Origin of the sequence: Cohnella ginsengisoli (assembly GCF_029525555.1) — a bacterium.
Lineage (GTDB): Bacteria > Bacillota > Bacilli > Paenibacillales > Paenibacillaceae > Cohnella > Cohnella ginsengisoli.
In genome coordinates, this window is record NZ_JAPDHZ010000004.1 from 331,685 (window position 1) to 358,429 (window position 26,745).

At 52.5% G+C, this 26,745-nt stretch carries 27 protein-coding genes and 5 tRNA genes; 23 read left to right on the top strand and 9 right to left on the bottom strand.

All coding sequences use genetic code 11. The features are described from left to right. Positions 1–43 precede the first annotated feature (43 nt). The 16 genes from OMP38_RS22575 to OMP38_RS22650 all read left to right on the top strand — a co-directional run bounded on the left by OMP38_RS22575 (position 44) and on the right by OMP38_RS22650 (position 13,921). Positions 44–235: a YycC family protein gene (locus tag OMP38_RS22575; RefSeq protein ID WP_277567120.1), complete on the top strand. Its 192-nt coding sequence runs from the start codon at positions 44–46 to the stop codon at positions 233–235. Positions 236–315: 80 nt separating this feature from the next. Beyond that, a tRNA-Met gene (locus OMP38_RS22580) sits at positions 316–392 on the top strand. A gap of 29 nt (positions 393–421) precedes the next feature. Continuing rightward, a tRNA-Ile gene (locus tag OMP38_RS22585) sits at positions 422–497 on the top strand. A 202-nt stretch (positions 498–699) separates the two neighbouring features. Next, a complete protein-coding gene (locus OMP38_RS22590) occupies positions 700–960 on the top strand; it encodes a hypothetical protein (protein WP_277567121.1) in 261 nt (86 codons plus the stop codon). A 200-nt stretch (positions 961–1,160) separates the two neighbouring features. Next, positions 1,161–1,249, top strand: a tRNA-Leu gene (locus tag OMP38_RS22595). Positions 1,250–1,443: 194 nt separating this feature from the next. After that, positions 1,444–2,793 (top strand): cache domain-containing sensor histidine kinase, encoded by a 1,350-nt coding sequence (locus tag OMP38_RS22600; protein ID WP_277567122.1) that lies wholly within the window; start codon positions 1,444–1,446, stop codon positions 2,791–2,793. 137 nt (positions 2,794–2,930) lie between these two features. Further along, positions 2,931–3,308, top strand: a complete 378-nt coding sequence (locus tag OMP38_RS22605; RefSeq protein ID WP_277567123.1) for a sensor histidine kinase — start codon at positions 2,931–2,933, stop codon at positions 3,306–3,308. Next, complete coding sequence (locus tag OMP38_RS22610; protein WP_277567124.1) at positions 3,292–4,857, top strand: response regulator transcription factor; 1,566 nt, start codon at positions 3,292–3,294, stop codon at positions 4,855–4,857. Before OMP38_RS22605 ends, OMP38_RS22610 begins: the two co-directional genes overlap by 17 nt. Positions 4,858–5,473: 616 nt before the next feature. Beyond that, complete coding sequence (locus OMP38_RS22615; RefSeq protein ID WP_277567125.1) at positions 5,474–7,069, top strand: right-handed parallel beta-helix repeat-containing protein; 1,596 nt, start codon at positions 5,474–5,476, stop codon at positions 7,067–7,069. A gap of 46 nt (positions 7,070–7,115) precedes the next feature. Further along, a complete protein-coding gene (locus OMP38_RS34985; RefSeq protein ID WP_338130649.1) occupies positions 7,116–7,676 on the top strand; it encodes a 3-keto-alpha-glucoside-1,2-lyase-like domain-containing protein in 561 nt (186 codons plus the stop codon). 188 nt (positions 7,677–7,864) lie between these two features. Then, the gene (locus OMP38_RS22625) at positions 7,865–9,679 is read left to right on the top strand and encodes a hypothetical protein (RefSeq protein WP_277567127.1); all 1,815 of its coding nucleotides are present in this window, start codon (positions 7,865–7,867) and stop codon (positions 9,677–9,679) included. 8 nt (positions 9,680–9,687) lie between these two features. Then, complete coding sequence (locus tag OMP38_RS22630; RefSeq protein WP_277567128.1) at positions 9,688–10,143, top strand: hypothetical protein; 456 nt, start codon at positions 9,688–9,690, stop codon at positions 10,141–10,143. Further along, entirely contained in the window at positions 10,082–10,600 is a 519-nt protein-coding gene (locus OMP38_RS22635; RefSeq protein ID WP_277567129.1) for an ABC transporter permease subunit, read from the top strand. Before OMP38_RS22630 ends, OMP38_RS22635 begins: the two co-directional genes overlap by 62 nt. A 55-nt stretch (positions 10,601–10,655) precedes the next feature. Further along, on the top strand, positions 10,656–11,534 hold the full coding sequence (locus OMP38_RS22640; protein ID WP_277567130.1) for a carbohydrate ABC transporter permease: 879 nt from the start codon (positions 10,656–10,658) through the stop codon (positions 11,532–11,534). A 102-nt stretch (positions 11,535–11,636) separates the two neighbouring features. Next, positions 11,637–13,196, top strand: a complete 1,560-nt coding sequence (locus OMP38_RS22645) for an extracellular solute-binding protein (protein WP_277567131.1) — start codon at positions 11,637–11,639, stop codon at positions 13,194–13,196. Positions 13,197–13,312: 116 nt separating this feature from the next. Next, a complete protein-coding gene (locus OMP38_RS22650; RefSeq protein ID WP_277567132.1) occupies positions 13,313–13,921 on the top strand; it encodes an SGNH/GDSL hydrolase family protein in 609 nt (202 codons plus the stop codon). 67 nt (positions 13,922–13,988) lie between these two features. Here the strand turns inward: OMP38_RS22650 and OMP38_RS22655 are convergent, their stop codons facing one another. The 3 genes from OMP38_RS22655 to OMP38_RS22665 all read right to left on the bottom strand — a co-directional run bounded on the left by OMP38_RS22655 (position 13,989) and on the right by OMP38_RS22665 (position 19,006). Beyond that, a complete protein-coding gene (locus tag OMP38_RS22655) occupies positions 13,989–14,588 on the bottom strand; it encodes an S-layer homology domain-containing protein (protein WP_277567133.1) in 600 nt (199 codons plus the stop codon). Between the two features lie 148 nt (positions 14,589–14,736). After that, on the bottom strand, positions 14,737–15,729 hold the full coding sequence (locus OMP38_RS22660; RefSeq protein ID WP_277567134.1) for a DOMON domain-containing protein: 993 nt from the start codon (positions 15,727–15,729) through the stop codon (positions 14,737–14,739). Continuing rightward, a complete protein-coding gene (locus OMP38_RS22665) occupies positions 15,638–19,006 on the bottom strand; it encodes a right-handed parallel beta-helix repeat-containing protein (protein WP_277567135.1) in 3,369 nt (1,122 codons plus the stop codon). Before OMP38_RS22665 ends, OMP38_RS22660 begins: the two co-directional genes overlap by 92 nt. Before the next feature lie 354 nt (positions 19,007–19,360). Here OMP38_RS22665 and OMP38_RS22670 point away from each other — a divergent pair, with 354 nt between their 5' ends. Continuing rightward, entirely contained in the window at positions 19,361–19,573 is a 213-nt protein-coding gene (locus OMP38_RS22670) for a KGG domain-containing protein (protein WP_277567136.1), read from the top strand. A 221-nt stretch (positions 19,574–19,794) separates the two neighbouring features. After that, positions 19,795–19,965: a hypothetical protein gene (locus tag OMP38_RS22675; protein ID WP_277567137.1), complete on the top strand. Its 171-nt coding sequence runs from the start codon at positions 19,795–19,797 to the stop codon at positions 19,963–19,965. Positions 19,966–20,029: 64 nt separating this feature from the next. Here the strand turns inward: OMP38_RS22675 and dat are convergent, their stop codons facing one another. Continuing rightward, on the bottom strand, positions 20,030–20,869 hold the full coding sequence (gene dat, locus OMP38_RS22680; protein WP_277567138.1) for a D-amino-acid transaminase: 840 nt from the start codon (positions 20,867–20,869) through the stop codon (positions 20,030–20,032). A 90-nt stretch (positions 20,870–20,959) separates the two neighbouring features. On the opposite strand from dat, the gene OMP38_RS22685 reads away from it, so the two are divergent. Beyond that, positions 20,960–21,712: a uracil-DNA glycosylase gene (locus tag OMP38_RS22685; protein WP_277567139.1), complete on the top strand. Its 753-nt coding sequence runs from the start codon at positions 20,960–20,962 to the stop codon at positions 21,710–21,712. A gap of 70 nt (positions 21,713–21,782) precedes the next feature. Here OMP38_RS22685 and OMP38_RS22690 read toward each other — a convergent pair whose 3' ends face one another. From OMP38_RS22690 to OMP38_RS22705, 4 genes are all read right to left on the bottom strand, one after another. After that, positions 21,783–22,547 carry an S-layer homology domain-containing protein gene (locus OMP38_RS22690; protein WP_277567140.1) on the bottom strand — a complete coding sequence of 255 codons (765 nt, stop codon included), beginning with the start codon at positions 22,545–22,547 and terminating at the stop codon, positions 21,783–21,785. Positions 22,548–22,835: 288 nt separating this feature from the next. Next, positions 22,836–22,911, bottom strand: a tRNA-Val gene (locus OMP38_RS22695). A gap of 128 nt (positions 22,912–23,039) precedes the next feature. Next, a complete protein-coding gene (locus OMP38_RS22700) occupies positions 23,040–23,462 on the bottom strand; it encodes a hypothetical protein (protein WP_277567141.1) in 423 nt (140 codons plus the stop codon). A 173-nt stretch (positions 23,463–23,635) separates the two neighbouring features. Next, positions 23,636–23,711: transfer RNA gene (locus OMP38_RS22705), tRNA-Val, on the bottom strand. Between the two features lie 322 nt (positions 23,712–24,033). Here OMP38_RS22705 and OMP38_RS22710 point away from each other — a divergent pair. Beyond that, positions 24,034–24,228, top strand: a complete 195-nt coding sequence (locus OMP38_RS22710) for a hypothetical protein (protein ID WP_277567142.1) — start codon at positions 24,034–24,036, stop codon at positions 24,226–24,228. Between the two features lie 129 nt (positions 24,229–24,357). On the opposite strand, the gene OMP38_RS22715 is transcribed toward OMP38_RS22710, so the two are convergent. Then, positions 24,358–25,092 carry an MBL fold metallo-hydrolase gene (locus OMP38_RS22715; protein ID WP_277567626.1) on the bottom strand — a complete coding sequence of 245 codons (735 nt, stop codon included), beginning with the start codon at positions 25,090–25,092 and terminating at the stop codon, positions 24,358–24,360. A 176-nt stretch (positions 25,093–25,268) separates the two neighbouring features. Between OMP38_RS22715 and OMP38_RS22720 the strand changes: the two genes are divergently transcribed. From OMP38_RS22720 to OMP38_RS22730, 3 genes are all read left to right on the top strand, one after another. After that, positions 25,269–25,490, top strand: a complete 222-nt coding sequence (locus tag OMP38_RS22720) for a hypothetical protein (RefSeq protein ID WP_277567143.1) — start codon at positions 25,269–25,271, stop codon at positions 25,488–25,490. A 212-nt stretch (positions 25,491–25,702) separates the two neighbouring features. Continuing rightward, positions 25,703–26,278, top strand: coding sequence for a copper amine oxidase (locus OMP38_RS22725; protein ID WP_277567144.1), 576 nt, complete (start codon positions 25,703–25,705; stop codon positions 26,276–26,278). A gap of 132 nt (positions 26,279–26,410) precedes the next feature. Continuing rightward, entirely contained in the window at positions 26,411–26,701 is a 291-nt protein-coding gene (locus OMP38_RS22730; RefSeq protein WP_090115327.1) for a DUF1292 domain-containing protein, read from the top strand. The last annotated feature ends 44 nt before the right edge of the window (positions 26,702–26,745 follow it).

Consider the following 26,745-nt stretch of genomic DNA (forward strand, 5'->3'; position numbering starts at 1 on the left):
ATCCGCTTGATGTAACCTGTTCATAGGACTGGAGGGGTAGCAAATGAGGAGAACGCCGCTGTCCGCGGATACCGCGCAAAAGCTGGCCGCGCACCTGAAGGTGCCGATCGAGCATCTCATGCATATGCCGCAGCATATCTTGCTTCAAAAGCTCGCAGAGATGGCAGAGAAGGAAGCCGGTGCCGCTTCGGAGACGGAGCAACTGAAAAATCCGGAAAAAAATCAAAAAGAATAGCGATTTTTCCTTGACGGATGATCTCTTTATGCGGTATATTAATTCTTGTCGCCATTGAGGGACACTTGATCGTTTAACGACGCGGGGTGGAGCAGCCCGGTAGCTCGTCGGGCTCATAACCCGAAGGCCGCAGGTTCAAATCCTGCCCCCGCAACCAATTTTAGCTTCCTCGTAGGATCATGACGAGGGCCCTTAGCTCAGTGGTTAGAGCTGTCGGCTCATAACCGATTGGTCGGGGGTTCGAGTCCCTCAGGGCCCACCACAGCGAGGAATTTAGCAGCAGCTTGTACGCCGATCTTCGCGAGCAATACATATCGAAGTAATTTACGTCTCCTTTCGTTTTTTTTCGTCCAATCGGTCGAAAATGATGATAAGGGGCGTTTTTGTTATAGGTTGGTTTACGTTGAATCTTGTCGAAGGGCGATATTCTCGTTTATACTGGAAATAAACGGGAGGGTTATCCATTGAATACAGATGCGAACGTTAATGAGCCCGCAGCCATGCCGCGCGAAAAATCGCCGCCAATTGCGAGCCTTATTATTGGATGGGCAGCTGCTGCGGTGTCGTTAGTCTTTGTTCCGATTCTTTTCGGAGCGGTCGCGGTCATCCTTGGTTACGTTGTTAAAAAGAAATATCAACGTGACGTTGCCGGGTTTTCGTTAATGGTTGGCGGCATAGCTTGTGCGATACTTGGTATACTCATTGGAATTCTGACAAACCTATAGTCGGCTATTTTTGTGCTTTTTTTATTTTACGTTTGACGCGTCGCCTCGCGCATAGTACAATGAAAAACGTCGACTTAACGAGATAGCTTAAAACGACTGCGGATGGGGCAACGTGATCTTTATACGGCGTCCCGTACGCTGAGGCGAGAAACCTCGCTATAAACGAATCGTTTAAAACCGCATGTTCATGCGGAAAACATGCCGGGGTGGCGGAATTGGCAGACGCACAGGACTTAAAATCCTGCGATGGGTGACCATCGTACGGGTTCGACCCCCGTCCTCGGCACCATTACGATTAAGGATTTTAAGGGTTCCAGCTCCTAAGGGCTGGAGCCTTTTTTCATCATTTCTCCAATTGCGTCTATTCTCGCCGGCATTTAGTTTCGAGTTAACACGTTTCTATGTTCGTTAAGGTGATTCACACAAAACGACAAGCTTTCTCAGGTAAATTATACATGGGAGAGGCGATGTAAATATGTTAGGATGAAGGCGGTTACAGAAACCAACATCTCTCATGATCGACAATCGGAGGCTTTGGTGTTCAGGCAGATCATCTCCTATACCCAGAAATATAGATTGAGTTACCGTATGATCGTGACGAATATTTGCATTGCCGTATTGCCCATTATCCTGTTAGGCTCGGTGGGCTATTTCTCGTACATCCATATCATGAAGCAGAATGCGCTCGACGGCGTTGATCGGTTCGTGATTCAAACCAACGACCGCTTTGACGAGTATTTTAATAGGGTGGATTTGTTGTCCAAGTCCATCTTTTATAACCGAAACGTACAACAGATCATGCTCGACAATTTATCATGGCAAGAATCGGATGCGCTGCTCCGGAACTTAAACGCGTACATGTCATTGGATCCGACGATCAGGGGCGTCGGAATGATTAACTCCGAAGATTTTCGAATCGTCTCTACGGGCCAACTTATGACCGGGACGATGATGGATTATATTCGCAACAAGCAGCAAGCCAATCTAGTGAAGTCCCAGATCCAAATATCCCCACCTCTCGAAACGATAAAAGACGAGAAGGCACTGCTTGCCTTCAGGCAAATCAAATCGGTGCAGCAAAATAGTTATCTGAAAGGTCTATACATTGGGGTTATGCAGCTCGATATTGATTGGATACGTCAAATTTTGCAAACGGGAAACTGGAAGGATAAAGCGTATCTTTACATCGTGAACGAGAACGACGATTTGATCGGTTCCTCGACGAGTCAGCTTGATTATTCGAAGATCCAATCGCTTTCGGCGAAAATGACAGACGAGGGCGTCTCCAACATCCGCATCGATCAAACGAAATACTTGTATCGATCGATTCCAATCAAAAGTCTGGGCTGGAAGTTCATTGCCCTGATCAATACCGATAAGTTGGTGGAAAGAGCGACGGTGATCCCCTATACCTTAATTGGGGCGATCGTCCTGATGATCTTTATCGTCATTCTCATTGTCGTATCTTTTAATATCCGGTTGACGCATCCGATTACCAAAATAGCGGATGCTTTCGACAGCGCGGCGAGCGGCGATTTTGACGCCAAATTGAGATTTGGTTATAAGAACGAGATCACCGTCATCCAGGACCACTATAACAACATGTTGGATCAGATCAAAAAGCTGACGGAGCATCTGCTTCAGTCGCAGCAGCAGCTTCACGAAACCGAAATGGACAAGCAGCTCTTTCAACTCAATGGTCTGCAAAGCCAGATCAATGCGCATTTTTTGTACAATGTCCTTCATTCCATTCGGGGGGATGTCATTGTCCAATGCCAAAAAAAGAAGTGGCTGCAGCAATCGACAATCTCGTTTCTTATTTCCGATACATAACCCGTACCGACGAATACGTTCTTCTGTTTAGAGAGCTCGAGCACTTAGACACGTATATCGCTATTCAAAAAATTAGGTTTGGCGATCGGCTGCAGTTCAAAATAGCGATGGAACCGATTCTTAGGAGTCAATACATCGTGAAGTTGATCTTGCAGCCGTTGATAGAGAATTCGTTATTCCACGGTCTTGAGGGAAAAAACGGACGATGGATCATCAAGATCCATGCCATAAGGACGAATAGGGACGAAATTCTCATCAAAGTGATGGATAACGGAGTGGGGATGAACGAAGAGAAATTGGCACGATTGCATGCCACGCTATCGGGCGAAACGACGTCTTCGGCATCCGATGGCGGCAATCTGGGACAAGGAATCGGTTTAGTCAACATTCATAAGAGAATTCAAATTTATTACGGCAAGCAATACGGATTAACCATGAAGAGTTGGATTGACAAAGGCACTGTCGTGACGATTAAAGTTCCGCTCAGCATCAGGGAGGATGACGGCCATTTATAACATATTGCTTGTAGACGACGAACCATGGATTTTAAAAGACATGGAAAGGATAATCGATTGGGAAGAAACTGGCTTTCGTATTATAGCAAAGGTTAACGATGCATACGCGGCCGAGAGCCTATTAAAACGCCATCAAATAGACGTCTTGATCAGCGATATCCGAATGCCGGGGAAAAGCGGACTTGATCTCTTGTCGTTCGTAAAGCGGGTTTCTCCCGACACGTTAGTTGTGTTTATGAGCGCTTATAGCGAGTTCTCTTATGCGCAGCAAGCGATTGAAAGGGGATGTTTCCACTATTTGCTCAAGCCGGTTAACGTAGAAGAGCTCCAGCTGACGCTGGGAAGATGTCTGCGGAGTCTGGCGGAGAAGGCAAAAGAACTTGAAGCCCGAATCGTAGCCGATCAGTCTATGAGGTTCATGGAAGGAATCGAAAAGGATTACACGATTCGGCGCATGCTCGAAGGCTTCGCGGGATTCGGGTTGCCGTTCCAAGAGCACCATCGCTTTATGTTCGCGATTATAAAGAGCGGTTCAGAGATCGCGGCCGAAGCGCTTCAACCGTTTCAATCTATGTTGCTGCAATATGGGGTCTCCTTCAGGAGCGGGCAATTCAGTCCATCAAAATGGGGATATCTGTTAGGGGTTCCGGAGCTAAGCCCGAACGTCTATTGCAGCGTATACAAAGACGTCGTTCGCCGAACGAAGGCGCGCGGATGGGATGTCGGTTTAAGCGTATGTAGCGATTCGGCTGGAAAAGTGAGTCGATTGTATCATCAATCGAACATGATGTCCGAAACGTCCGCTTTGAATGGAAAAGTCGGCGTGTACCGTTATCGTGTTCAAGTAAATGCCGATATCCCCGCATTGAGAGAGCGAATCGGGAAAGCGTCGAGGCTGGAACATTTAGAATTAGCGTTGATCGACGTCCATAAAGGAATCGACACCGGCCGCATTCACCTCAGCGGTCTTGCCGAACTCTATAATCTCTTCGTGTCGGCGATCGCGAACTTGTCTTTGCACGACGTTGACGCCATAGATTCCAATTCGGCGCAAGAATTCGTTCTGCATTACGGGAATCCGCACGATCTTCTTGAAGATATAGCGATGATGATCGCTGAACAAAAGAAAAAACCGGACGATTCGAACGCTCATCTCATCGTCGAAGAGATCACGCGAGAACTGGACCGTCTGTATGCGCATCGAATATCGCTGAAGGAGCTGGCGCAAAAGTATTTTATCAGTCCGAATTATTTAAGCCATCTGTTCAAGCAAGAGAAAGGATTAAGCTTCATCAACTATTTAATTCAGAAGAGGCTTGATGTGGCCATTGCATTGCTGGAGAAAGACATCTCGCTTTATGAAGTAGCGCGAATGGTCGGCTACGACGATTATGCCCACTTCAGCAAGTTGTTTAAGAAGCATGTCGGACAATCCCCCCGTCGATTACAAACAACGCAAAATAAGACATGCTGCAAAGGTGGATTAACACATCGAAAAACGAGAGCAGGTATGTCAGAATACGTTTTGCAAGCGCTTGCAATGAAGTGATCTCATCTAAGGAGGAGTTCAGTTGCTGAAAAGTCCCCTATTGCTTTTCCTATCGTTAGCCTTGATCTTTTGTTCATTAGTCCTCCCGGAGAAATCGTATGCCTCGACGGCAACGACATTTTACGTCAGCTCTTCTTCCGGCAACGACAGCAATAACGGTACAAGCTCCGCGTCGCCGTGGAAGACATTGGCCAAAGTATCGACCTATACGTTTAATCCCGGCGACCAGATTTTATTGAAGTCAGGGGACACCTGGAATGAAAATGTTTATCTGCACGGTTCGGGGACCGCGCTTCAGCCGATTAAGATGTCTTCTTACGGAAGCGGGAACAAACCATTGGTCAGATCCTCCGCGCAGGCCGTCGTCAGTTTGCAGAATGAGGGCGGATGGGTGATTTCCGGTTTGGATATCGAGTGTACGACGACGAATCCGTTAGTTAGTTCGGAGCCGATCAACCGTGGGATTGTCGTGTCCTATAACAGCGAGGGCACCTGGTCTAACGTGATTATCGAGGGAAATCGCGTACGCGGACCCGGGATCAACAGCAATTCGGAAGGAATATTAATCTCTGCGGAGTATCCCACGGAGAAGCATAGCGAGGTTGCGAGGAATATCGTGATTCGCGATAACGAGATTTATAATTTGGGGTGGAGAGCGATTGGCACGGGCGGATGGGATACGGCGCTGTCCGACAACTTAAAGAGCTCGGCATTGTTTTACAATGTGAAGGTATTGAACAATACGGCGTATCTGCTCGGCAATCAGGGGATCGTGATCGGTAACGGCAATCATGGCGCGATAAAATGGAATATCGTTCACGACGGAGGGCAGTACACGGGAACGGGAGTGACATGGGGACCGGGAGGGATCTGGCCCGTAGCGAGCTCTTATATGGATGTCATGTTCAACGAAGTATACAACATGTCCGATAGCCACACAGGGTTTGACGGATCGGGATTAAATATCGATTGGTCCAATGAGTACATCAACCTGCAATACAATTATGCTCACGATAATAAAGGCAACGGAATTACAACGATGGCGAACATCAATTCGAGAATCACGAACAACATCGTGAAGGGCAATCGGGGCGGGAGTTCGATCGGAGTCGGCCAAATCGCCGTCAGCGATTTTACGGTCGATACGGGCAGATACTCGGGTACAAAAAATTTGGTCATAGAGAAAAATCTGATCGTCGTGGACAAAGTGAATACAAGCGCAATTAACAGTATAGACTCCTCCATGGGTGATAACTGGTCGGGAAATGCCTTTCAAAATAATCAAATCGTTCTGGCGAACGGAGTGGCCGGCACAAAGACTTATGCGATCGGCACCGGCGCCGAGATCGATACGATAAACGCAAACCGGATATACAGCGGAAGCGGCACCGCCTTCGAGGCTTCGCGGTATGGTACGCGTTATACTTCGCTGGCGGCTTGGCGCACCGCGACGGGATCGGATACGGATACGATTCTCGGCGTACTGGATACGACCGCCCCGACGGCACCTACAGGCGGAACGGCAGCATGGAACGGCGGCCTAAACGGTATCTCCCTGAGTTGGAACGGGGCGGCGGATTCGGGATCGGGGATCAGCCACTACAACATCTATCGTTCGACGAGCCCAACCTTCGTTCCCTCCTATCGCTACATGGTCGGCGAAGCTGAGACGACAAGCTTTAACGACAAGCAGGAGCTTCAGAGCGAAACGACCTATTATTATAAAATCGAAACCGAGGATCGAAACGGTAACGTGAGTCCGGTTTACGCCGCCGCAAATGCAACGAGCGGAACGGTATCCGTCGCGCCGAGGAAGTACGAAGCTTCCAGGGATTTCGGAATCATCGCCCAAGGACCGGTATGGGAGTATGAAAGGGCAGACGGGAGCGCGTACACGAAGCTGATGGGTACGTATGCGCCTTGGAAAATGTGGCGGAATGGCACGACGTATTTGGGAGTAGGAGAGAATGTTCAAGCGCCGGAAGGCAGCGATGCGGTTCGGACGTGGATCGCGCCTGAAGACGGTCAAATTGCGCTAAGTGCGAGCAGTGCTATACAAATGGTCAATTCGGGTAGCGGAGCGGATGGCGTACGGGTAAAAGTAATGAAGAATAGCACCCAAATATGGCCGTCAAGCGGCTGGCAATCGGTTATTTACGGTGCCCCCGTCCTGTCGCCGAACATGACGCTTAACGTCGTCAAGGGGGGATAAGGTACGCTTCGTCGCCAACCAGAATGGAAACGGGTTGTACGATACGGTGCAATGGGACCCTTCCGTTCAGTATCTACGAACCGATCTTCTGAATGATGATTTCGAATCCGGCAGTGCAGGAAGATGGTCGTCTCTAACGGGAGGCTGGTCTGTCGTAACCGATGGCAACAGCCAGAAGTTAAAGCAAACCGGGAATGCAGCAGGTTTAACGACGGCGGGGAGCGCCTCATGGAGCAATTACAGGATGATAAGCGATGTGAAGATCGCAAGCTCAGGAAGCGGGGGCGGGTTCGCCAACTTAAATTTCCGGCTAAAGGACGCGAACAATAAGTACTTCGTTTATTTGAGCGATACGCAGGGGATCGCCATTAAAAAAATGGTTGCCGGCGTTCAGACCGAGCTGGCGTCCAAAGCTTTTGCGATCGGCATCAATACGACCTACCGCGCCGAAGTCGTCGTCAGCGGGAATCAAATCGAGCTATATATCGACGGCGATCTGCAATTAAGCGCCGCGGACGGAGGGGTTTCGTTCGTCAAAGGCAAGGTCGGATTGGAAACTTATCAAGCAACCGTCTTGTTCGATAACGTTCAGGTGATCGAGCTGTAACAGAAAGTCGGGAAACGCCTCGCCGTGCGCGAGGCGTTTTTGCTTGCAACCCTCATTCTATTCAACTTCGTAACAAACGACAATCATTGTTCCGAACTGAGCACATGTGACCTCGAAACGCGCTGTGGCACAATAAAAACAGAGGATTAGCCACTAGGTTAACGCGACGAAGGAGAAGGGGTGATTGCATGGAGCTTGCCGGCGAATGGATCAATGAGAGTAAGGTTACACCGGACATCGAGATTATGAGTCCGACATGGAAGGCATACAAGAATGTCAGCGTGACGGATTTCGGAGCTCAAGCAGAGGGGAAGCGCTGCAATGGAGCGGCATTCCAACGCGCGATCGAATATTGCAAGCACGAAGGCATCTCGGAACTAGTCGTGCCTAAAGGCCTGTATTATTTCAGCGACGGCAACCACCCGACGTTCGATGGACTAAGCGATTTTCGCTTCGACGGAGGCGGATCCGAATTTATCTTTTCCTCGGTGAAAGCCTTTTTCGTTATCCAGCACTGCGCGCGATCCGAATTTCGGAATTTTACGGTCGATTGGGATTGGGAGTGCGGGCCGCTTGCCAGCATCGGTATCGTACGGGAAGTCGCAGGCGACGGACGTTACGTAGATCTCGCCTTCCCTGAATACGAAGCCGTTCCCGACGCGTTCCCGCTTCGGACGTTTAACGCGATGAACCCGGCCACGCTCACGCCCGGTTGCGAGCTTGGGCGCGAGTTCAATGGTATCCAGATTGGCGAGACGAGCTCCATGGGAGGCAACGTCGTACGCGTCGAGCTCCCGACGCCCGAATCGTTTCGTTTCCTGAAGCGAGGCCAAGCTTACATCGTGCGCCATTACATCTACGACGCGAATGCGATCGAGCTGCACGGCAATGCACACTTGACCCTCTCTAATCTGACGATCTATTCCGCTCCCGGTCATGCCTTCGTTTCAACGGGAGATCAGCATCATTGGAAGCTAGAGCGGTGCAGAATCGTGAAGCGACCCGGCACGACCCGCTGCATAACGGCTACGGCGGATGGATGCCACATTAGTAATTCGCAGGGCTATTTTATCATCGAGCACTGCGATTTCAGCTACAACGGCGACGATTGCTTGAACATTCACGACAATTCCGTTCATGGCTTTCAGAGGATCGATGCATGGACGATAAGGCTAAACCGCGTGCACGCTTGGCGCAATCCTTTTGGCCCGGGGGATCCCATTGAGTTCCGTCATGCGGATTTGTCGCCAACCGGAATCGCAGCCCCTGTTGCCGCCGTGCAATGGGACGAAGAGCGACAGCAATGCGTGATTGAATTCGCAAGCGAGCTTCCTGTCGGGCTGGCCGAACAATCCATTCTTTTTAATCGGAGATACGATTCCGGGCACTACATCGTACGCTATAATTTCTTCCATCAGAATCGGGCCAGAGGCATCTTGCTTCATGCCGGAGACGGCCTAGTGGAGCATAACCACTTCTATATGAATCAAGGATCCGCGATTCAAATCGAATGCGGCGCGGAAGCGCGATGGGCGGAGGGCTTCGGCATACGCAATTTGGTGATTCGCGATAACCAGATCGAGAGCAGCGATGTGAACCATTGGAACATGGCCGTCATCTATATGGGTGTTTATTTAGACCAAGGTAGAACGAATTATCCGATCTTCGAAGATGTCCGTATCGAGAACAATACGATCGTGAATTGTCCGCAGCTCGCGATATATGTATCTTCCTGCGAGCGGGTAATCCTTCGGAACAACGTGCTGCTGAACCCGAATGCCGGACCTTTAAAGACGGAGCAAGACGGAGATGACAATTGTGTCGCCAATCGCGATTATTACCATGGCAGTCTCATGGCCAGCCACTGCAATGAAGTTTACATCGAAAACAACCGAAGACTATCGCTTATTCCCACATTGGAGAGCCATATCTATATCGAACCGAATACGAGCCGAAACGTCGCTTTACGCGACAATATCGGTTTTGCCAATGAAAGCAGGTGAACGCCCACATGGCTGGGAATGGGGCAAATGAAGCCAGGACGCTAAATCCGCGTGCGTCAAGCGATCTTTTGAAGCGAATGATGAAATACAAAATGCTATATGTCATGCTGCTTCCGGCGATCGTATTCTTGTTCATTTTTAATTATATCCCGATGTATGGGGCGACGATCGCATTCAAGGAGTTCTGGATCACCAAAGGTATATTTGGAAGCCCTTGGGTGGGGCTGGATCATTTTAAGAAGCTGTTCGAGACCGATAAGTTCTGGCAAGTGTTCCGCAATACGATCGAGATCAACCTGCTGCGTCTCGTATTTGGATTTCCGGCCCCGATCCTCTTAGCCATCTTACTGAATGAGGTTCGTCAAAAAAGGGTTCAAGCGATCGATCCAGACGATCGTTTATTTGCCCCATTTCATCTCCTGGGTCACGATCTCAGGCATTATTTTCTCGCTCCTCTCCAATGAAGGGCTTGTCAATAAAATCATTGCGGCGTTCGGCGGAGACCCTGTCAATTTTCTGACGAGCAACGCCATGTTCCGGCCGCTTCTCATCCTCTCTGGCATATGGAAAGAAGTCGGCTGGGGCACCATCATTTATTTGGCCGCACTGGCGGGCGTTAATCCGGATTTGTACGAGGCGGCCACCGTAGACGGAGCGAACCGGTTCAAACAAGTCGTTTACATAACGCTGCCAAGCTTACTCCCGATTATCTCGATTCTGCTCATTCTGAATTTCGGCAGCATGATGACAGGCGGGTTCGACCAAGTATTCAACTTGTACAACACGATGGTATACGAAAGCGGCGACATCATCGATACGTACGTTTACCGGATCGGATTGACGCAAGGGAAGTACAGCATCGCCACGGCGATCGGGCTCTTTTTTGAACGTCATCAATTTCGTTTTGCTTATCGTCGTTAATAGCGTCTCGAAGAGAATGAGCGGGCAAGGCATTTACTAAAGGGGGTGAACAACCATGGTGAAGTCTACAAGTCTATCCGGTAAATTGTTCGACGCTACGAATTACTTCTTATTGATCGTAATGGCGCTGATTACGCTGTATCCCTTTTGGTACGTGCTGGTCGGTTCCGTCATTCCTTACGAAGAGGCGATTCAATCGACCTTGCATTTGTTTCCCAAGCGTATTTCTTTCGAGGCCTACGACTTTGTATTTTCCAAGAATACGATCATCAAGTCGTTGCTGGTTTCCTTGTTCGTCACGGTCGCAGGTACCTTGTATCAGCTTTTTATTACAGCGATCACGGCTTATCCGCTGATTAAGCAGGATCTGCCCGGAAGGTCGGCTATTTTTTTATTCATCATCTTCACCATGTTTTTCGGAGGAGGGCTTATTCCTTATTACCTGCTGATCAAGAGTCTTGGGATGGTCAACAGTCTCGCGGTTATGATCCTGCCGGCTGCGATCAGTACGTACAACATGATTGTCCTGAAGACTTTTTTTCAGAACATCCCGCTTGAGCTGGAAGAGTCGGCGAAAATAGACGGCGCAGGTTATATGAAAATATTTTTTCGGATCATTATTCCCTTGTCCGTACCTGCGCTGGCTACGATTGCTTTGTTCATTGCGGTAGGCCAATGGAACAACTGGTATACCCCGATGTTGTTCCTGAACGATAAGGCGTTATGGCCGCTTGCGATGGTTTTAAGGGATATCCTGATCAATAACAATATGGAGCTTACCCGAGGCGGAAGCTTCGTCAGCGAGGAGTTCATGCTCGGCGACACGATTAAGAACGCGGTCGTCATCGTCTCTGTCGTTCCGATTATCGTCGTTTATCCCTTCATCCAGAAGCACTTCGTGAAAGGGGTGATGATCGGTTCGATCAAGAGTTGAGCCTTTCGCGAGAAATTTGTAATCTAACTAAAGTAGGGGAGTTGGTTGGCATGTTAAACAGAGGAAATAAATTCGTATTGACACTGTCGGTGGCGTTAATGTTTGGAAGCGCAATCGCGGCTTGCAGCAGCAAAAATAACGAGGGGGGCTTCAAACTCGGTAACGAATGCCGCGTCCGAACCTGCGAGCGGCAGCCCTGAAGTCAAGAATAAAGAGTCGTCAGCGCCGGTTGAACTGAGCGTATTCAGCTGGATGTTCGAGGGTGCGGATGCGCCGGATTCCGTTATTTACAAACAACTGCAGGACAAACTGAACATCCGGATCAAGCCGATTACGGCTTCTTGGAACGATTGGGAAGAAAAGCTGAACGTCATGATCGCCTCTGGGGAAATGCCTGATGTCTTTATCTCCTATGGGATCGACCGTCCGGTTCAATATCGCCAATGGATCAAGGAAGGCATGGTTCTTCCGATATCCGATTATGCCGACCAGTACCCGAATATCAAGCATTCGTTAGCTAACTTCGAAGTGCTGGCCAAGACGACGGGAGATAAGCAATACGCCTTGCCGATTTTCAACGAAGCGGGCAGCGGCAAGGACGCGGTAAGCGGGCATAACATCCTGATTCGCAAAGATTGGCTGGACAAGCTGAACCTGCAGGTGCCGAAGACGATCGATGATTTTTACGCGGTCGCCAAGGCCTTCTCGGAGAACGATCCTGACGGCAACGGCAAGAGGGATACTTACGGTTATACGTCCAGCTCCGGCGGCGTATGGTGGCAATATCCGATCTTTAATGCGTTCGATACAAGCACGGAACGTTGGGAGAAGAAAGACGGACAATGGACACCGGAAGTCATATCCGATGAAACCAAGGATGCCGTAACGTTTTTGAACGGGATGTATAAAGAGAAAATTCTCGATCCTGAATTCATGCTGAACACGGACGACAAGAAAATCGAGAAATTCGTGACGGGGAAAGTCGGCATGATTATTCACAATGCGAATGCTACTTTCTACAACGATATTTTTGATAAATTCAAGAAGGCGGCGCCTGAAGCGGATCCAAAGTCTATTTTCACTTGGATCGGAACGTTAAAAGGAAAATCGGGCAATCAGCGAATGGACGGCTTCAATAACTTCTGGTGCGAAACCTCTATCAATGCGGGCATCTCCGAAGAAAAACAGAAGAAAGCGTTGGAGCTGCTCGATTACTTGCTTTCGGATGAAGGCCAGAATCTGATGCTTAACGGCGTCGAAGGCGTTCATTACAAGAAAGAGGGGGAGAAGATCGTTCCGCTGATGTCGGCTGAACAAAAGTCCAAAGATAAGGCATTCAACCTGAAGGCGCTCGTATCTTGGAACACGGATTATTTGCCCGAGAACACGCCGAACAAAGAGGAAATCGTAGCCTTGTCCAAATCTACGGGCGATTATGCCGTTCCGAATGCGCTGGCGTATTTGAACATTAGCGAGGATGCATTGGACCCTAGCATTCCGAATCAGTTGAATGACTACGTGAACGAAGAGATAGTCAAGCTCATTGTCAACTCCCAGGATGTCAATGCGGATTTCGCGAAGTTCAAAGAAAATTGGTTGTCTAAAGGCGGCACCAAGGTGATTGAAGAAACGAATAAGGAAGCGGTAGCGGAAGGGCGTTAAGCGTACGCTGACGAGCTTCATCAAGGGACTATTCCAGGTGCAAGGCTCTGCGGATAGTCCCTTGTTTTTTCGCCTTCGGAAGGTTCGAAAACAATCGTTGCTAAGGAGAATGGACCGTGATTTTTAAGAATGGACAGAAGATCCTATTCATCGGAGACAGCATTACGGATAGCGGACGGAAAGAGGATCCGGAAGGACTCGGAGGCGGATATGTGCGGATGGCGAGGGATTACCTCTCGGTCGCGTATCCGGCGATTTCCTTGCAGATCGAGAACAGGGGCGTAAGCGGGGAAACGATACTCGACCTGCAATCACGTTGGCAAGAGGACGTGATCGCACTGCAGCCCGATTGGGTATCGGTGTCGATCGGCATAAACGACGAATGGAAGGAGGTCGGCGTGGCTCAGTATCGGGACACCTATTGCGAACTGATGGAGAAGACGAAGAAGCAAACGGGGGCATCGTTCATCCTGATGGAGACGACGATCCTATCGGAAAATCCGCACGATGGTAAAAACGAGCGCTTACTGCCGTATAATCAAGTGATCAGGGAGGTCGCACAGCAGTTCGGGGCGATACTCGTGCCGCAGAATCGGTTATTCACGTCTTATTTAGGGGAACAGCAGGGGAAAACGCTCACTGTCGATCAAGTGCATATGAATTCGACCGGGAATTGGCTCATGGCGATGAATTGGCTGAAGGCGTGCGGGATCATAAAAGAGTAGGCAACGCAGTATCGATAGCAAAAACCCTTCTCCAGCCTCTTGCGACGTTGGAGAAGGGTTTTTGTGTTTATTTGCGGTTGTCGTTCAACAAATTGTATACGAGTTGAGCAGCTTCGGCGCGCGTGGCCTCTTGCCTCGGCGCGAACCGGTTGTCAGATCTGCCTTGCATATAGCGTGCTTCCGATACGGCAGCGATATAGGGCATTGCCCATTGCGGGATGTCGTCAGCGTCGGCGTACGTTGCGGGGCCGCTAGACTTCGACAGGCCCAGTGCACGGACGATCATCGCCGCCATCTCCATGCGGGTCACTCGTTCTTCCGGCGCAAATCGATTGGCGTCTTTGCCTGCAACGATGCCGGCCTTCACGGCTGCCGCGATAGCGTCCGCGTACCAGGCATCCGATCGTACGTCGGTGAATGTGGCGTCGGTTCCGGATGCTTGCAGGTGCAGCGCATGGACCAGGAGCGTGACGAATTCGGCGCGGGTCGTTGCTTCTGCCGGATAGAACCTCGAATCGGTTACGCCTTTTACGATATGCTTGGCGGCTAGCGCTTGCAATGCCCGAGCTGCCCAATGCCCCGAAGGGACGTCATCGAACGTCATCTTGTACGCAATAGCGGAGTAGAGCCCGGCGTGCGACAAAGCGACGGTTATGCGATGGTGCAACGGATCGGTGGCGCCGCCGATATATTCCCAACGTTTCTCGGCTTCATCGTACCGATAGATGCCTAGCCATTCTTCGTTCGCATCTGCTTCGTACGGAAGCGAGAGCGTGATGTCGCCGTCGGATGGTTCTACTGCTAACTTACGTCCATCAGAGGCGATCAGGCTTACTCGGATATCGATTATTTGACTTGCAGGTTGTAGGATGGCCCGGCCATCGGAGCCGGGAATGCTTGGCTTCGTCGAATCGGAAACGGTAAGAGCCCGTAATTCGATGGTCGCCCCCCTCTAGCCGTTCCGACTGTGCGCGCAGCGTCTTCAGCAAGGACGGTGACAAAATGATCGTCGCTTGTCCGACTTCGAGCATAAGCGGCTTATCTCCGATTGCGGATACCGGGATGTTGGCAGTCGTCGGATCGGGTGGACGGATATTCCCTTGGGCTCCTGACGGGACCGCCACTTCGTCGGCAAGAGGAGTAAGAAGAAGCTCGTCGGAGAGTTCGCTGACTCCGTATGCATCGTAAGACTCGATCGCGAAGTAATAAGTCGTTCCGATCGACAGTCCTTCAACCTCAAGAGATGTCGTATCGCCGAGTTCGACGGTATCGGTGTAGTTACGGCTGGCCGTGCCGTATTTCAACGTATATCCGGTTGCCCCGGCCGCTTCGGTCCAGGCCAACGAGACCTTGCCTCCCGTCATCGCCGTTCCGCGGATCGCAGGGGCGGCTAGCGGATGATGGCTGAGTATGAAATAGCCGAACAAACCGGGTGCTTTCCCCGCGCCGATGCCGCTATTGTATTCGATCCAACCGTTCCGCGCATCCCCGGATGCCGGATTTGATCGGCTGCCGTCGCTATAATTGGCGAGCACGGAAATGCCGAGCGAAGAGCCGTCTCCGATCGGGATGCCGGCAGGAACGATCTCGTTCCAAGGGATGGCGATTTCATAGTTGGTCAGTTTGGTCGACTCGTTGCGGGTAATCGAGAGTTGCCCCGCAGCATAAGCGCCGGCGGATTGGCCGCCGATCGCATTGTAGCGATAGGCAAGCGGCCTACCGTCGTCCGAGAGGCCAAACGCAAACTCGGTATAGCCTTTGCTGCCGGGGGCGTTCCCCCCGATCGGGATCGATCGCGATCTGAACACTGGAGCCTTTCCACAGATCGGCGGCGTCCGCAATGGCCAGATGGTGCTCGTTTTCGGTGACCGAGACGGCCACGTATAAATTCGCATCGTCCCAATGCGTAAAGCCTGCCGCTTTCAGCGTCTCCGGTGTCCAACGATCGGAGAACCCGCTCTCGATGTTTTTAACCTGCACGCGTTGATCCATGCGGAAGTCCGCATTTCCCCAATCCGACAGATCGCCGTCTATGACCGGAGCGGTTGTCGCGTAGAGACTTCGGAGGGCGACGACTTGCTTGTCGATGGTGATCGGCGCCGATTCGGCGACGTCATGGTTCGTATCATGCACTTTGTACTGCAAGCGATGCTTGCCGTTCTTCAATCCCTGGAGATTAAAGGCGTACGGGAACGAGGTCGATTCCTGCACCATCCGATCGTCTACGAATAATTGAACGCTTTGAACATTCGGGATGCCCGACAGGTAAGGCTTCGCGAGGAAACTTGCTACGCTGACGATATCGCCATCGCGAGGCGTCATGAAGTCGACCCGCCTCGGCTGTCCGATCGTCGGGACGGTTGCCCCGGTCGTTACGCTGGCCGTTTCCGATGCGAGCCCGACGTTGCCGTTCCGGTCTTCCGCTTCCACTCGATAATAATAGGTCGTGTTCGCCTGCAGATCCTCTCGATCCTCGAACGAAGAGGTTGCAGATTCGCCGACCATGTTGGCGTAGGTCAACTCGAACTGAGGCGTCACGCTTCGATAAATATTATAGTGTGCGATCCCGGAGCCTTCGTCCCCGGCGGATGCCCAGGCAAGCTGCACATAGCCGTCCGATGCCGCGGTAACGTTAGAGACAGAGGATGGCATGGTATGATCCGTCGGAAGCAATTGCGTATTCAGATCGTATCCCGTACCTGCTTGCCATGAGGCTAAGCTGGTATAGACCGTCCCATTCAGGATCGAACGGAATCCGGATGAATCGCTATAAATACGGTTCCTGTCGATGGCGCTTATATTCGTATTCGGCGCAATGTCGAACACGCCCGTATCCGACGTTTCTCGTCCGATCACAACGTTGTTGTCATAAATCGTTATTCCCGTCCACGTTCCATAGGGATTCGATGCGCTGTTGATCGCCGAAGTACCGTTGACGTCCACGAGAATCGTATTGTTCGCGACCTCCACATGGTGAAGCCCGGAAGAGAGATCCGGTCTCCCCGTGAAGTTGCCGAGCGCAATCTGGCCATTTCCGTTTGACTGCTGCGCTTTATTGCCTCCCACTTTGTTGTTAATAATCTTGGTGCCGTAATTGCTCATCGTCGTGATGCCGTTACCTTTATTATCGTGCGAATAGTTGTATTGAACGGTGATGTTGTCGCAGTACCAATCGATGTTCAGCCCAGCCCCGTCAAACCCCGAATGGGCGTCTTTCATATTATAAATCTCGTTGAACTTAATGACCGAATCCCGAGAGGCGATAAACCATAATCCTCCCGGCCCCCACGTATCCGTGCCAAGTCCTCCGTCGTGTACGACGTTCCGTTCGATGACCGAGTTGTGCGCATTCTGCACGACAATCCCTTGGCTGGCCGTATTGTACACTTCGTTGGCGGAAACTTTGACGTTGCCGTACAGCAGCTGCGAACGCAATTCTTCGTTCTTATTTGTATCCCAGCCTGTCGTCGTTATCGCGTACCAGCCGATATCGTGAACCGTGTTATTGGAGATCGTCAGGTCTCTTGCCACTTCCTTGTTGTCCGTTCCCGGAACGGAGGCCGAGACGACGATCCCGTTCGTATTGCTGTCATAAGATGAACTGTAGATCTCATTGCCGTCAATCCGTACGTTCCCTCGACCGTCTGAGCTATCGTAAAGGAGCTGAATGCCTGCCGTAACGTTGCTCCACGACTGGGTCAAGGAGGGGATAATCCGTACGGCCAACCCTTGAATCACCCAGTTGCTTAAGTTAATTCCGGATACGACGCTTCCTCCGTTCGGGGCATTCCAGGCGATCATGGGCTTGTTGCCTGTGCCGTAAGCGCCGACCGTAATCGGGCGATCGGCCGAGCCCGAGCCTCTCAGAACGAGCGGTTCGTTCCAGCTGTCGCCGGCCTTTAACAGGATGCTGTCGCCGGCTTGAAAAGCGGCCCCGTTGATTTTATTCAAAGTCTTCCAAGCGGTCGCTTCGCTCAATCCATCGTTTTCATCGTCGCCCATGCCGGAGCTTACATAGAATACGGTATTGCCATCGGATACGACAGGCACCGTTACCCGCTCGACGATCACATTGTCATAGCTTGCTGTTGCATTCGATAGCGACAATGCGATCTTCCCGGTCGCATAGGTTGAATCCGCGGCGGATAGAAGTTTGCTTCCATCCATGTAAATGTCTAAATGATTCCCAGCAGCGATGCCTTTCCAAACGTATGAGCGGTCTGTTTGCATGGCGAATGGCGCCTCGGCGAGAATGGTGTCCGCGCCGTTTATCGTCTTTATGATCTGTAGCGCGCCTTCTTCGGATAGGTAGCGCATGCTGTATCCGTCGCCGGAATTTTGATGTCGCAGGCGAATGCCCACGGAACCGTCCGTACTGAGCGAGGAGAGCGCGAGACGTGTCTGAACAGAATAATTAGACCATGCGTCTTCGCCCGCAGTGGCTTCCCCTCCGCTGCTGTCGGATTGCACGAAAACATGGTTGGCCGTTGCGTTGGCCACTGATACGTTATCGTATTCCGCCGATGTCGCCCATGTGGCGAGTCCGATTTTCCCCGTTAAGTACGGATTTGAGCTGTCCGATGCCGAGAGAACAAGCTCTCCGTTACGATATATCCGGAATTGATTGCCGATCGCTTCGACTTTAATCCGCACGCTTGCCGTAGTCTGAAGCGACGGGCCGTCGTATGCCGAGATCCAGTCCTGTGCGCTTCCGTTCTGCTTCATAAGCCTGATGTAGGTCTCGCTCATGTACAAATAATAAAAGTGCAGGCTGTCTTGATAGCGGAAATCCATCATCGCTCCCGCGCCGTTTACGAGCTTGACGTCTGCCTCGTATACGTAATTGGTCCATGATGAGTCGCCTGCGACCAATTCTGAAGCGCCACCTGCGGTTTGCCCGTAGGCGTAAGAATTGCCGTTCTGTACCGAAGACCAAGAGCCTCCGTTGTTCGTCCACTTGGTGGCGTTTTCATTTTCGAAGTCGTCCGAGAACAAGGGTTCGTTCTGGCCATCCTCGATCCCCCAAGTGCCGCTGTTGATTGTCCAAGCCCCCGCGTTCGTTCCTTCGAAATCGTCTTTAAACATCGGTGTTTCTGTTTGCGAGGCGATTGCCGGCTTCGCGGCGAGTGGAAGGCTCGAAAATGCCATGATTAGCGCAATCACTGCAAAGGTGAATTGCCGATAAAGCGATTTTTTCATTCATATAATCCTCCATTTCTTAGATATCGATACTAATCTAGCATTGAGGACTTAAACTTTGACATGTATTAAGAGAACAAAACGATATGTAGTTTTCTATGGCATTGAGATTCGGAGCTTGTCGAACCGTCTTCAGAAGTAAATGATATGAGAAAGCTCTCATTGCCGTTTACGCTCATCGGGTGCGGGTACATATACCGTGGGCAGGCAAGCCCGACAAACCCAAAGGAGTGATTCTGAATGGCACGCAACGACGACAACAACAAGATGAGCCGCGAGGAAGCAGGACGCATGGGTGGAGAAGCTACGGCAAGGACGCATGACAAGGCGTTTTACCAGGAAATCGGCGAAAAGGGCGGCGAAGCGCGCGGTGGCAGCAACAACCGCGGCCAAAGCGACGACCGCGGCGGCATGAGCCGCGAAGAGGCCGGCCGCAAAGGCGGACGCTCCTGATCTCTAGATCCATCGCGAAGGATTGCAAGCAACCGTAAAATAGATCGACTTCAAAGCGCCGATGCGGGCTCCGCATTCGGCGCTTTGCTTTTTCAGGCGGTCGGCCGTTTATACATAGCCTTCGGGCAGGAATTCCGGCGGTCGGCGTTGAATTGAATTGAAAATGAAAGCATCGAAAGCTGGCCATCGTGCAGAGCGAAGACTGAATGGGGTGTTACGGCATGATGAAGCAGTACGCGATCGATCTGGCCAAAAAGTTGTACAGGGAGCATGATCGTTCGTACTTCGTCGTTCAGGAAGAGGGCTCTGATTCTTATAGGGTCGTAGATAAGGCGGAGAAGGAAGAAAAGCAGCTGAACCGGTATGTCGTGTTCAGCATAGAAGTGGAATAATTCATACGATGAAACGGCTCCGGTCGCGCGCGTTGCGCATCCGGAGCCGTTCTATTGTCCCTATCTAGAGCCCGATGACGGCTGCGAATTCGCGCTGAAGCCTGCGCGTGATCGGACCCGGCTTGCCATCGTTCACTTCGCGTCCGTCAACGGCGACGATCGGCGTGATCTCGACGGTCGTACCCGTCACGAACGCTTCGTCGGCCGCGTACAGCTCGTCCAGCGTGAAGGTCCGCTCTTCCGTAGGGATCTCCGCCGCCCGCGCCAGGCGAAGCGCTACGGCGCGCGTGACGCCGTGCAAAATCAGGTTGTCCGCGGGATGCGTGATCAGCGTGCCGTTTTTGACGATCATGACGTTGGACGCGCTGCTCTCCGTGACGATGCCGCTGCGGTGCAGAACGGCATCCGCCGCGCCGCGATCCGCCGCCTCCTGCTTCGCAAGCACGTTGGCAAGCAGGTTCAGCGTCTTGTAATTGCAATGCAGCCAGCGGATATCTTCGAGCGTGACGACCGATATCCCTTGATCCATCGCTTGAACTGGGCGCCCGACCTCGCGGGTATAAGCGAGCGCGACGGGGGCTGCATCGGCGGGGAAGAGATGGTTGCGGGGCGCCGTCCCGCGGGAGATCTGCAAATAGACGGTGCCTTCGGCAAGCGCGTTCCGCTCCACCAATTCCTTCATTGCCGCATGCAGTCCGTCGTTTTCCCAGGGCAACGCAAGTTTCAGTCCTTCTGCGCTCAACCGCAGTCGTTCGAAGTGGGCTTCGGCTTCGAACAATTCACCGCCATACACGCGGAATACCTCGTAGATGCCGTCGCCGAAATTATAGCCGCGGTCATGCGGCGAGATTCGCACTTCCTCCTCGGGCAGGAATGCGTTGTCGTGCCAATAGATCGAAGTCATGGACGCGTCTCCTTTGCTCTTTGGGCGAACAGATCGATTCTGCTATAATAGAATCGCTTCATAGCTATCATAAATCAGGAGGCGTGCCTCATGCCAGCGGTGTTTAAAAACGATTGGGAGCCCCTGCTACAACCCGAACTGGACAAACCCTACTATAAGACGCTGAGAACGCAATTGGCCGCCGAATACCGCGAGCGGACGGTCTATCCGGACATGAATCATATTTTCGAGGCGCTGCATCTGACTTCTTGTCGGGATGCTAAGGTCGTCATCTTGGGCCAGGATCCGTATCACGGCGCCGGACAGGCGCACGGCCTCAGCTTTTCCGTGCTGCCCGGCGTGCGCCAGCCCCCGTCGCTACGCAATATTTTCAAGGAACTTCAGAGCGATCTCGGATGCGCGGTGCCGAGTCACGGCAATTTGTCGCATTGGGCGAAGCAGGGCGTGCTGCTGTTGAACGCGGTGCTGACGGTGCGGGAAGGCGAGGCCAACTCTCACAAGGGAATAGGGTGGGAGCGGTTCACCGACGCCGTCGTAGCGGCGCTGAACGAGCGGGAAGATCCTCTTGTGTTTATCTTGTGGGGCAGCCATGCGCAGAAGAAGGCGTCCTTTATCGATAAACGCAAGCATTTCGTCATCGTATCGGCGCATCCGAGTCCGTTGTCCGCCCACAACGGATTTCTCGGCAGCCGGCCATTCTCTCGCGCGAACGACTACCTGAAGCAAGCCGGCCTTAAGCCGATCGATTGGTGCGTGCCCGAGCTGGCGGCAGGAGAGCGAGCGCGTATGCGCCAAGAGACCGCCGCGTCGGCGGAGGGACCCGATTCGAATGGACGGGGATGAACGGTGTATTGCGTTAAAACAAAGAGCCGTCGGGGGGGATCCCCGGCGGCTCTTCTGCAAGTGCATTCGGTTATTGGGCCTCGCCGCCAAGAACGGGCGTGTAGGCGTTGCTCACGTAGACGGACGCTTTGACCGTCGTGATCACTTGCGGATAAAGCGCGGCCGGATCAGGCTTCACGATCCGGTACGTCACGATCGCTTGCTTATCCTTGAACGCGACGTTCGCAATCTCGATGCCGTAGCCCGGATGCGGCGCTTGGGCGGATACGGTGACCTTCAGCGCTTCGCTGCCGTAAGCCTCGCTCGTCAGCTTCACTTCGGTCAGCGGAGAGACCGGCTGCTCGGGCTGCGCCGGCGGTACGGGCTGCGTGTTTTTGACGAACGAGAGCGCTTTGGCGAGCATGACCGCCGCTTCGCTGCGGGTGATCGCATCCTTCGGACGGAATTTCCCGTTGTCGAGAGAGGCGATTTTTCCGATCAACAGCTTTTGGACGCTGTCCATGTAGCCTTGCGTGACTTTATCCTCGTCCTTGAAAGTTTGGTACATTTCGATCCACGCATAGTCGCCCTTCTTGCTGATGGCCTTGAAGATCCAGTGCGCGAATTGCTCTCGCGTGACTTTGCCGTTCGGGTCGATGTCGCGCGGGATCTCGAGACCGTTCAGGTTCGCGATGATGAAGGCTTTGGCATAATAAGCGTCGTCCTTGACCTTCGTATAGTAGTCGCTCGCCTTAGGCTCCTTAATAAAACGAATGTTGTCGATGTTGAGCCCGAAGCCGTTTACGATGAGCAAGACTGCGGATTGCGCGGTGAGCGCGCTTTTCGGCTTGAACATTCCGCTGCCGTCGCCTTTGATCAAGCCTTTCTTTTGAAGCTGCTCGATGTAGCTTTTTCCGGCGTCCTTTTTGAATATCGTTGAAGGCGAACGCGGAACCGCTTGCGGTCAGGCTGAATAGCAAGGCGGCGAGTAGAACGAACAAGCTCTTGTACGATTTTTTCATGATCGAGTCCTCCTCGTATGGATTGTTTTTCCCGAACGGTCAACCACTCAAACGCAAGCGCGCGCGGAAAGGTTGCAGCAAACGAAAAAGGAAGCCCTCGCGGGCTTCCGGAAAGTTAAGTATGGTGATCTGAACAGGGATCGAACCTGTGACCCCTACCCTGTCAAGGTAGTGCTCTCCCAGCTGAGCTATCAGATCATGTGTGGTGGCGACTTGATTGATTATAGAGGAAGATGAACGCCGTGTAAAGTGTTTTTCGAAAAAAATAGATGGACCAAATCGGCGAGCCGCCTGATCGCGGACCCGTCGATTCGGACCCGATCGCTTTACGTATTTTTCTTGGCTTCGGCCGTCCAGGAACGATTGATTTGTTCCTTTAGATGAACGCGTTCCTTTTCGAGCAGCTTGCCGATCAACTGGTCCTCGCCGATGCCTTTGGATTTCCCGATTTGCGCGATGGACTTGCCCTTCTTCAGCTCGTCGATCAACTGCGTCGGCGTCATGCCCAGCACCTCGGCGGTATCGTTCAGGCGGCGCTGATGCTTGCGGCCGTGGTGATAGCCTTCGCGGTGAACGCGTTCTGCGTTCGGCACGGGCGCGGCTGCAGCGGGCGTCTGAACCTGCCCGGCGGCCGAAGTCTCGTTTCCGGCCGGCGTTTCGGCACTCGCCTTGCCCGCCATCGTCGGGGAGGCAAGAGCCAGCAGCAGCGTCGCTGCGAGCAGCGCGTTGCGGCGAGAAGTTTTTAACATGGTGAATTCCCTCCTTCGGATGTTATTGTGAGCAGGAGAGGATGACTTTAAACGGGGTGAAAAGAAATGACAGGAAAAAACGAGTCGAGCGCAGGTCGCGACACGAGATAGGAGGGGGCAAGCGCAAATAAAAAAGAAGCCTAGCGATGCGAGGCTTCTGTCATGGATAAGTATGGTGATCTGAACAGGGATCGAACCTGTGACCCCTACCCTGTCAAGGTAGTGCTCTCCCAGCTGAGCTATCAGATCGTATCGGAAGGAACTCTTATATAATAGCAGGATAAGCCATCCGCGTCAACAGCAGATTTTCTTGAAATTTTCGCCCGTTCGGGATGATTCGGCCCATCGCCGCGTAAACTGAGAATACCGGCATCTAAGGTAAGTATAGACAGAATCGGAGGCGCTTCCCGGGAATGGACAATATCCCGTTGTTAACGCTTTGGCTCGTCTTGCTGTTCGGTCTCATCGGCGCGGTGCTGCTCGCGGTCGTTCGACTGCTCGATCGCGAAGGATAGAAGTGGCGCAATCGGTACAAACTGGGGATATCCGAGAGAAGAAAGAGGAATCCCCGATGAACGTTCGCAAGCAGGACCGCACGCGCGGTACGGCCAAGTTGTTGATCATCGCCGGAGCGACCGTAACGCTTGCCGGCTGCAGCCTTTTTCCGAAGCCCGAGGATACGGCCCCCGTGCTGACGACGGTTTATGCGCCGTCCGTCGGACAGGACGTTTATTCGTCGTTGTCGCCTTCCCATTTCTTGGAGTAGGCTTTTTTCGTTACCCATATCGTCAGCCAGATGATGACGGCTACGATAATCGCCGCTCCGATCCACAAGCCTGTCAAGTTTTTCGCCTCCCTAAATGTACGAATCGATATGCATGGACCGCGCAGCAAGTTAAAAGCTGTACAGGCGGTGCTGTTCGACAAACTTCATCGCGCCGCTGCGGCCAACGTATTCAGGCTGCGCGTCGCCGTAGTGCATGAGGTAAATCCTGCGCTGCAGATCCTCGGGCAGCGTGAGCAGCTGCGGCAGGCAAGTATGCACCACGCCCGGCGCCTCGAGCTGGCAGTCGTGAAAAATCGTCTCCACGCCGCGTTCCGCGACAAGCCGCTTAAGCAGCTCGGGCTCGAATATCATGTCGGACGAGTAGAAGAAAGACGGTCCAAACAGAATGGAATAGCTCAGCTTCCCAGGTATATGGGGCGTCCGCACCAGTTCTGCCGTAAGTCCCGGGAGAATCTCGAACGGCGTGCCTTCCTTCAACGGCCGGACGTCGAAGTAATCGGCCAGCGAGAGCAGTCCTTCTTGTTCAAGGCCGCCCCGGAGGGAATGCTCCCACAAAATGCCGGTCAACGTATCCGCGATATATAGCGGGATCCGTCGTTTGAACTGGAACTTCATTTGAAAAGCGAGTTCTTCCAGTCCGCCGACATGATCCGCGTGAATATGGGTAATCAGCACGCCGTCGAGTTCAGGCAGGGCGATGCCGAGCTTGCGCATGGCGACGTGCGCGGTCGTCCCGCAGTCGAGCAGAAGCTTTTTGCCTCCCGCGTAAACGATGGCGTTATTATTGTAGAACTCCTTGGCGAATGCGCTTCCGCAGCCCAGCATCCGAATATCCATCAGCAGCCTCCCGTGACCAAGCCCATACGAGCCCCCGACCGTAAATTCTAAATTACTGTACCATAATTTATAAAGTTGCAGAAGATGTAATTCACGTACCGGACCGGCAGTGGCGTCCGGGCTTCCGCATGCATAAATTATTCTGGCGCTCCGCACACGGGCCGCCGGAGGAGAAGCGCGAGATGAGCAAGCCAGCAAGCCAGAGCAAAAGCGCTAAGGGCGGGACGAAGAAAAAAGCGCACGCCGAGCATGTCCAGCCTCAGATGAAGGTCGTTCTGTCGGACGTATGCGCCGTGTGCAAGACGCCTTGCGCGCGGGGCATCGCGTACCTCGAAAGGATGATGAAGCCGGGCGCGCTCGGCAAGGGCGTTCCCTGCGTCCTTACGCTTCCCAAAAAGGGATGAAGCGAGCGGGGAAATAAACGGAAGGGGAGAGCATTTCCCGGGCAACCGCATGATCCGACCCGCCTTGCCGACACTTCGGATTATCGGTCGAATCGTCCCGAAACTTTAATCTCTCCCCTTACCGCAACTTTTGCGCGCGAGCGCGGTATATACGTTTACATACAAGAAAAATGGCGTTTGTCAACTCACGGGTAAAACGGAGGGATTTTTTTATGAAGCTGCGCAGGCTTCTGATATTGACGGTAGCGCTATCTTTGGTCGGCGGCTCCGCCATATACGCGGACACGATCGCGCAGAAGGTGCGGATCGTCATTAACAAGCAGGAGCTGGACGACCAGGGCATGCTTGAGGACGGCAAAGCGTACGTAGGCGTCCGCAGCCTGGCCGACCTGATGAAGGCCCTCGTCATTTGGGACGACTCCGCGAAGAAGGTATCGATCGTCAAGCCGAACGTGCACATGTTTTTAATGGACGGCAGCAAGCCGTTCGGAGGCGTGGAGCGCGGCAAGAAGAGCTTCAAGGTGTTTTCGCAGGTGGACAATCTCACCGTATCGATCAACGCATTCAAGGTGACGATCGCGGACCCCTACGGCGACGAAAAGGAGATCGAGACGCACACGAGCAAGGAGAGCGACTTTCCGACGGACAAGGACAACTTTTGGTTCACGAGCGGCGAATACGCCTATAATTTCAGCAGCGTAGGCAAGTACACGATCCGCTTCTGGATGAAGGCGGCTGACAGCGGCGCGTATCAGGTCGTGTCGGAGAAGACCGTATTCGCCAAATAATCCGCGCCGGGCGCGGGACCCTGCACGAGCCGCGAAGCTGGATCGCGGCTTTTGGCGCGTCGTTTGACCCGGTACGGGGTTAGTGATAGGATAGGGCGAAGACTAATTTAACCGATGAACGGAGGTTCTCCCATGAGCGACCATGTTCATGACGAAAACTGCGATCACGAGCACGACGAAGCCGTATTCGTCGTGACCGACGAGGATGGCAACGAGCACGAGATGGTGCTGGTGTATACGTTCGAGAGCGGGGACCAAGCGTACGCGGTGCTGCTCGACCGCAACGACCCGGACGACGACGGCGTCATCTTCCGGATCGAGGAAGACGGCGAGGACGAAGTCCTGGTCAACATCGAAGACGACGAAGAATGGGAACGCGTCATGAAGGTGTACGAGGAGCTGGCCGCACAGGAAGCGGACTGAACGCTCGCGCAAAAAAGCCAATCCGATCAAATGGGCGACGAAGC

Excerpts from the sequence above, each read along its gene's own strand:
- OMP38_RS22670 (WP_277567136.1), top strand. The coding sequence starts at position 19,361 with ATGGCACGCAACGACGACAACAACAAGATGAGCCGCGAGGAAGCAGGA.
- OMP38_RS22610 (WP_277567124.1), top strand. The coding sequence starts at position 3,292 with ATGACGGCCATTTATAACATATTGCTTGTAGACGACGAACCATGGATT.
- dat (WP_277567138.1), bottom strand. The coding sequence starts at position 20,869 with ATGACTTCGATCTATTGGCACGACAACGCATTCCTGCCCGAGGAGGAA.
- OMP38_RS22710 (WP_277567142.1), top strand. The coding sequence starts at position 24,034 with ATGAACGTTCGCAAGCAGGACCGCACGCGCGGTACGGCCAAGTTGTTG.
- OMP38_RS22625 (WP_277567127.1), top strand. The coding sequence starts at position 7,865 with ATGGAGCTTGCCGGCGAATGGATCAATGAGAGTAAGGTTACACCGGAC.
- OMP38_RS22685 (WP_277567139.1), top strand. The coding sequence starts at position 20,960 with ATGCCAGCGGTGTTTAAAAACGATTGGGAGCCCCTGCTACAACCCGAA.
- OMP38_RS22700 (WP_277567141.1), bottom strand. The coding sequence starts at position 23,462 with ATGTTAAAAACTTCTCGCCGCAACGCGCTGCTCGCAGCGACGCTGCTG.
- OMP38_RS22725 (WP_277567144.1), top strand. The coding sequence starts at position 25,703 with ATGAAGCTGCGCAGGCTTCTGATATTGACGGTAGCGCTATCTTTGGTC.
- OMP38_RS22665 (WP_277567135.1), bottom strand. The coding sequence starts at position 19,006 with ATGTTTAAAGACGATTTCGAAGGAACGAACGCGGGGGCTTGGACAATC.
- OMP38_RS22675 (WP_277567137.1), top strand. The coding sequence starts at position 19,795 with ATGATGAAGCAGTACGCGATCGATCTGGCCAAAAAGTTGTACAGGGAG.
- OMP38_RS22730 (WP_090115327.1), top strand. The coding sequence starts at position 26,411 with ATGAGCGACCATGTTCATGACGAAAACTGCGATCACGAGCACGACGAA.
- OMP38_RS22640 (WP_277567130.1), top strand. The coding sequence starts at position 10,656 with ATGGTGAAGTCTACAAGTCTATCCGGTAAATTGTTCGACGCTACGAAT.
- OMP38_RS22575 (WP_277567120.1), top strand. The coding sequence starts at position 44 with ATGAGGAGAACGCCGCTGTCCGCGGATACCGCGCAAAAGCTGGCCGCG.
- OMP38_RS22630 (WP_277567128.1), top strand. The coding sequence starts at position 9,688 with ATGGCTGGGAATGGGGCAAATGAAGCCAGGACGCTAAATCCGCGTGCG.
- OMP38_RS22690 (WP_277567140.1), bottom strand. The coding sequence starts at position 22,547 with ATGTTCAAGCCGAAAAGCGCGCTCACCGCGCAATCCGCAGTCTTGCTC.
- OMP38_RS22720 (WP_277567143.1), top strand. The coding sequence starts at position 25,269 with ATGAGCAAGCCAGCAAGCCAGAGCAAAAGCGCTAAGGGCGGGACGAAG.
- OMP38_RS22600 (WP_277567122.1), top strand. The coding sequence starts at position 1,444 with ATGAAGGCGGTTACAGAAACCAACATCTCTCATGATCGACAATCGGAG.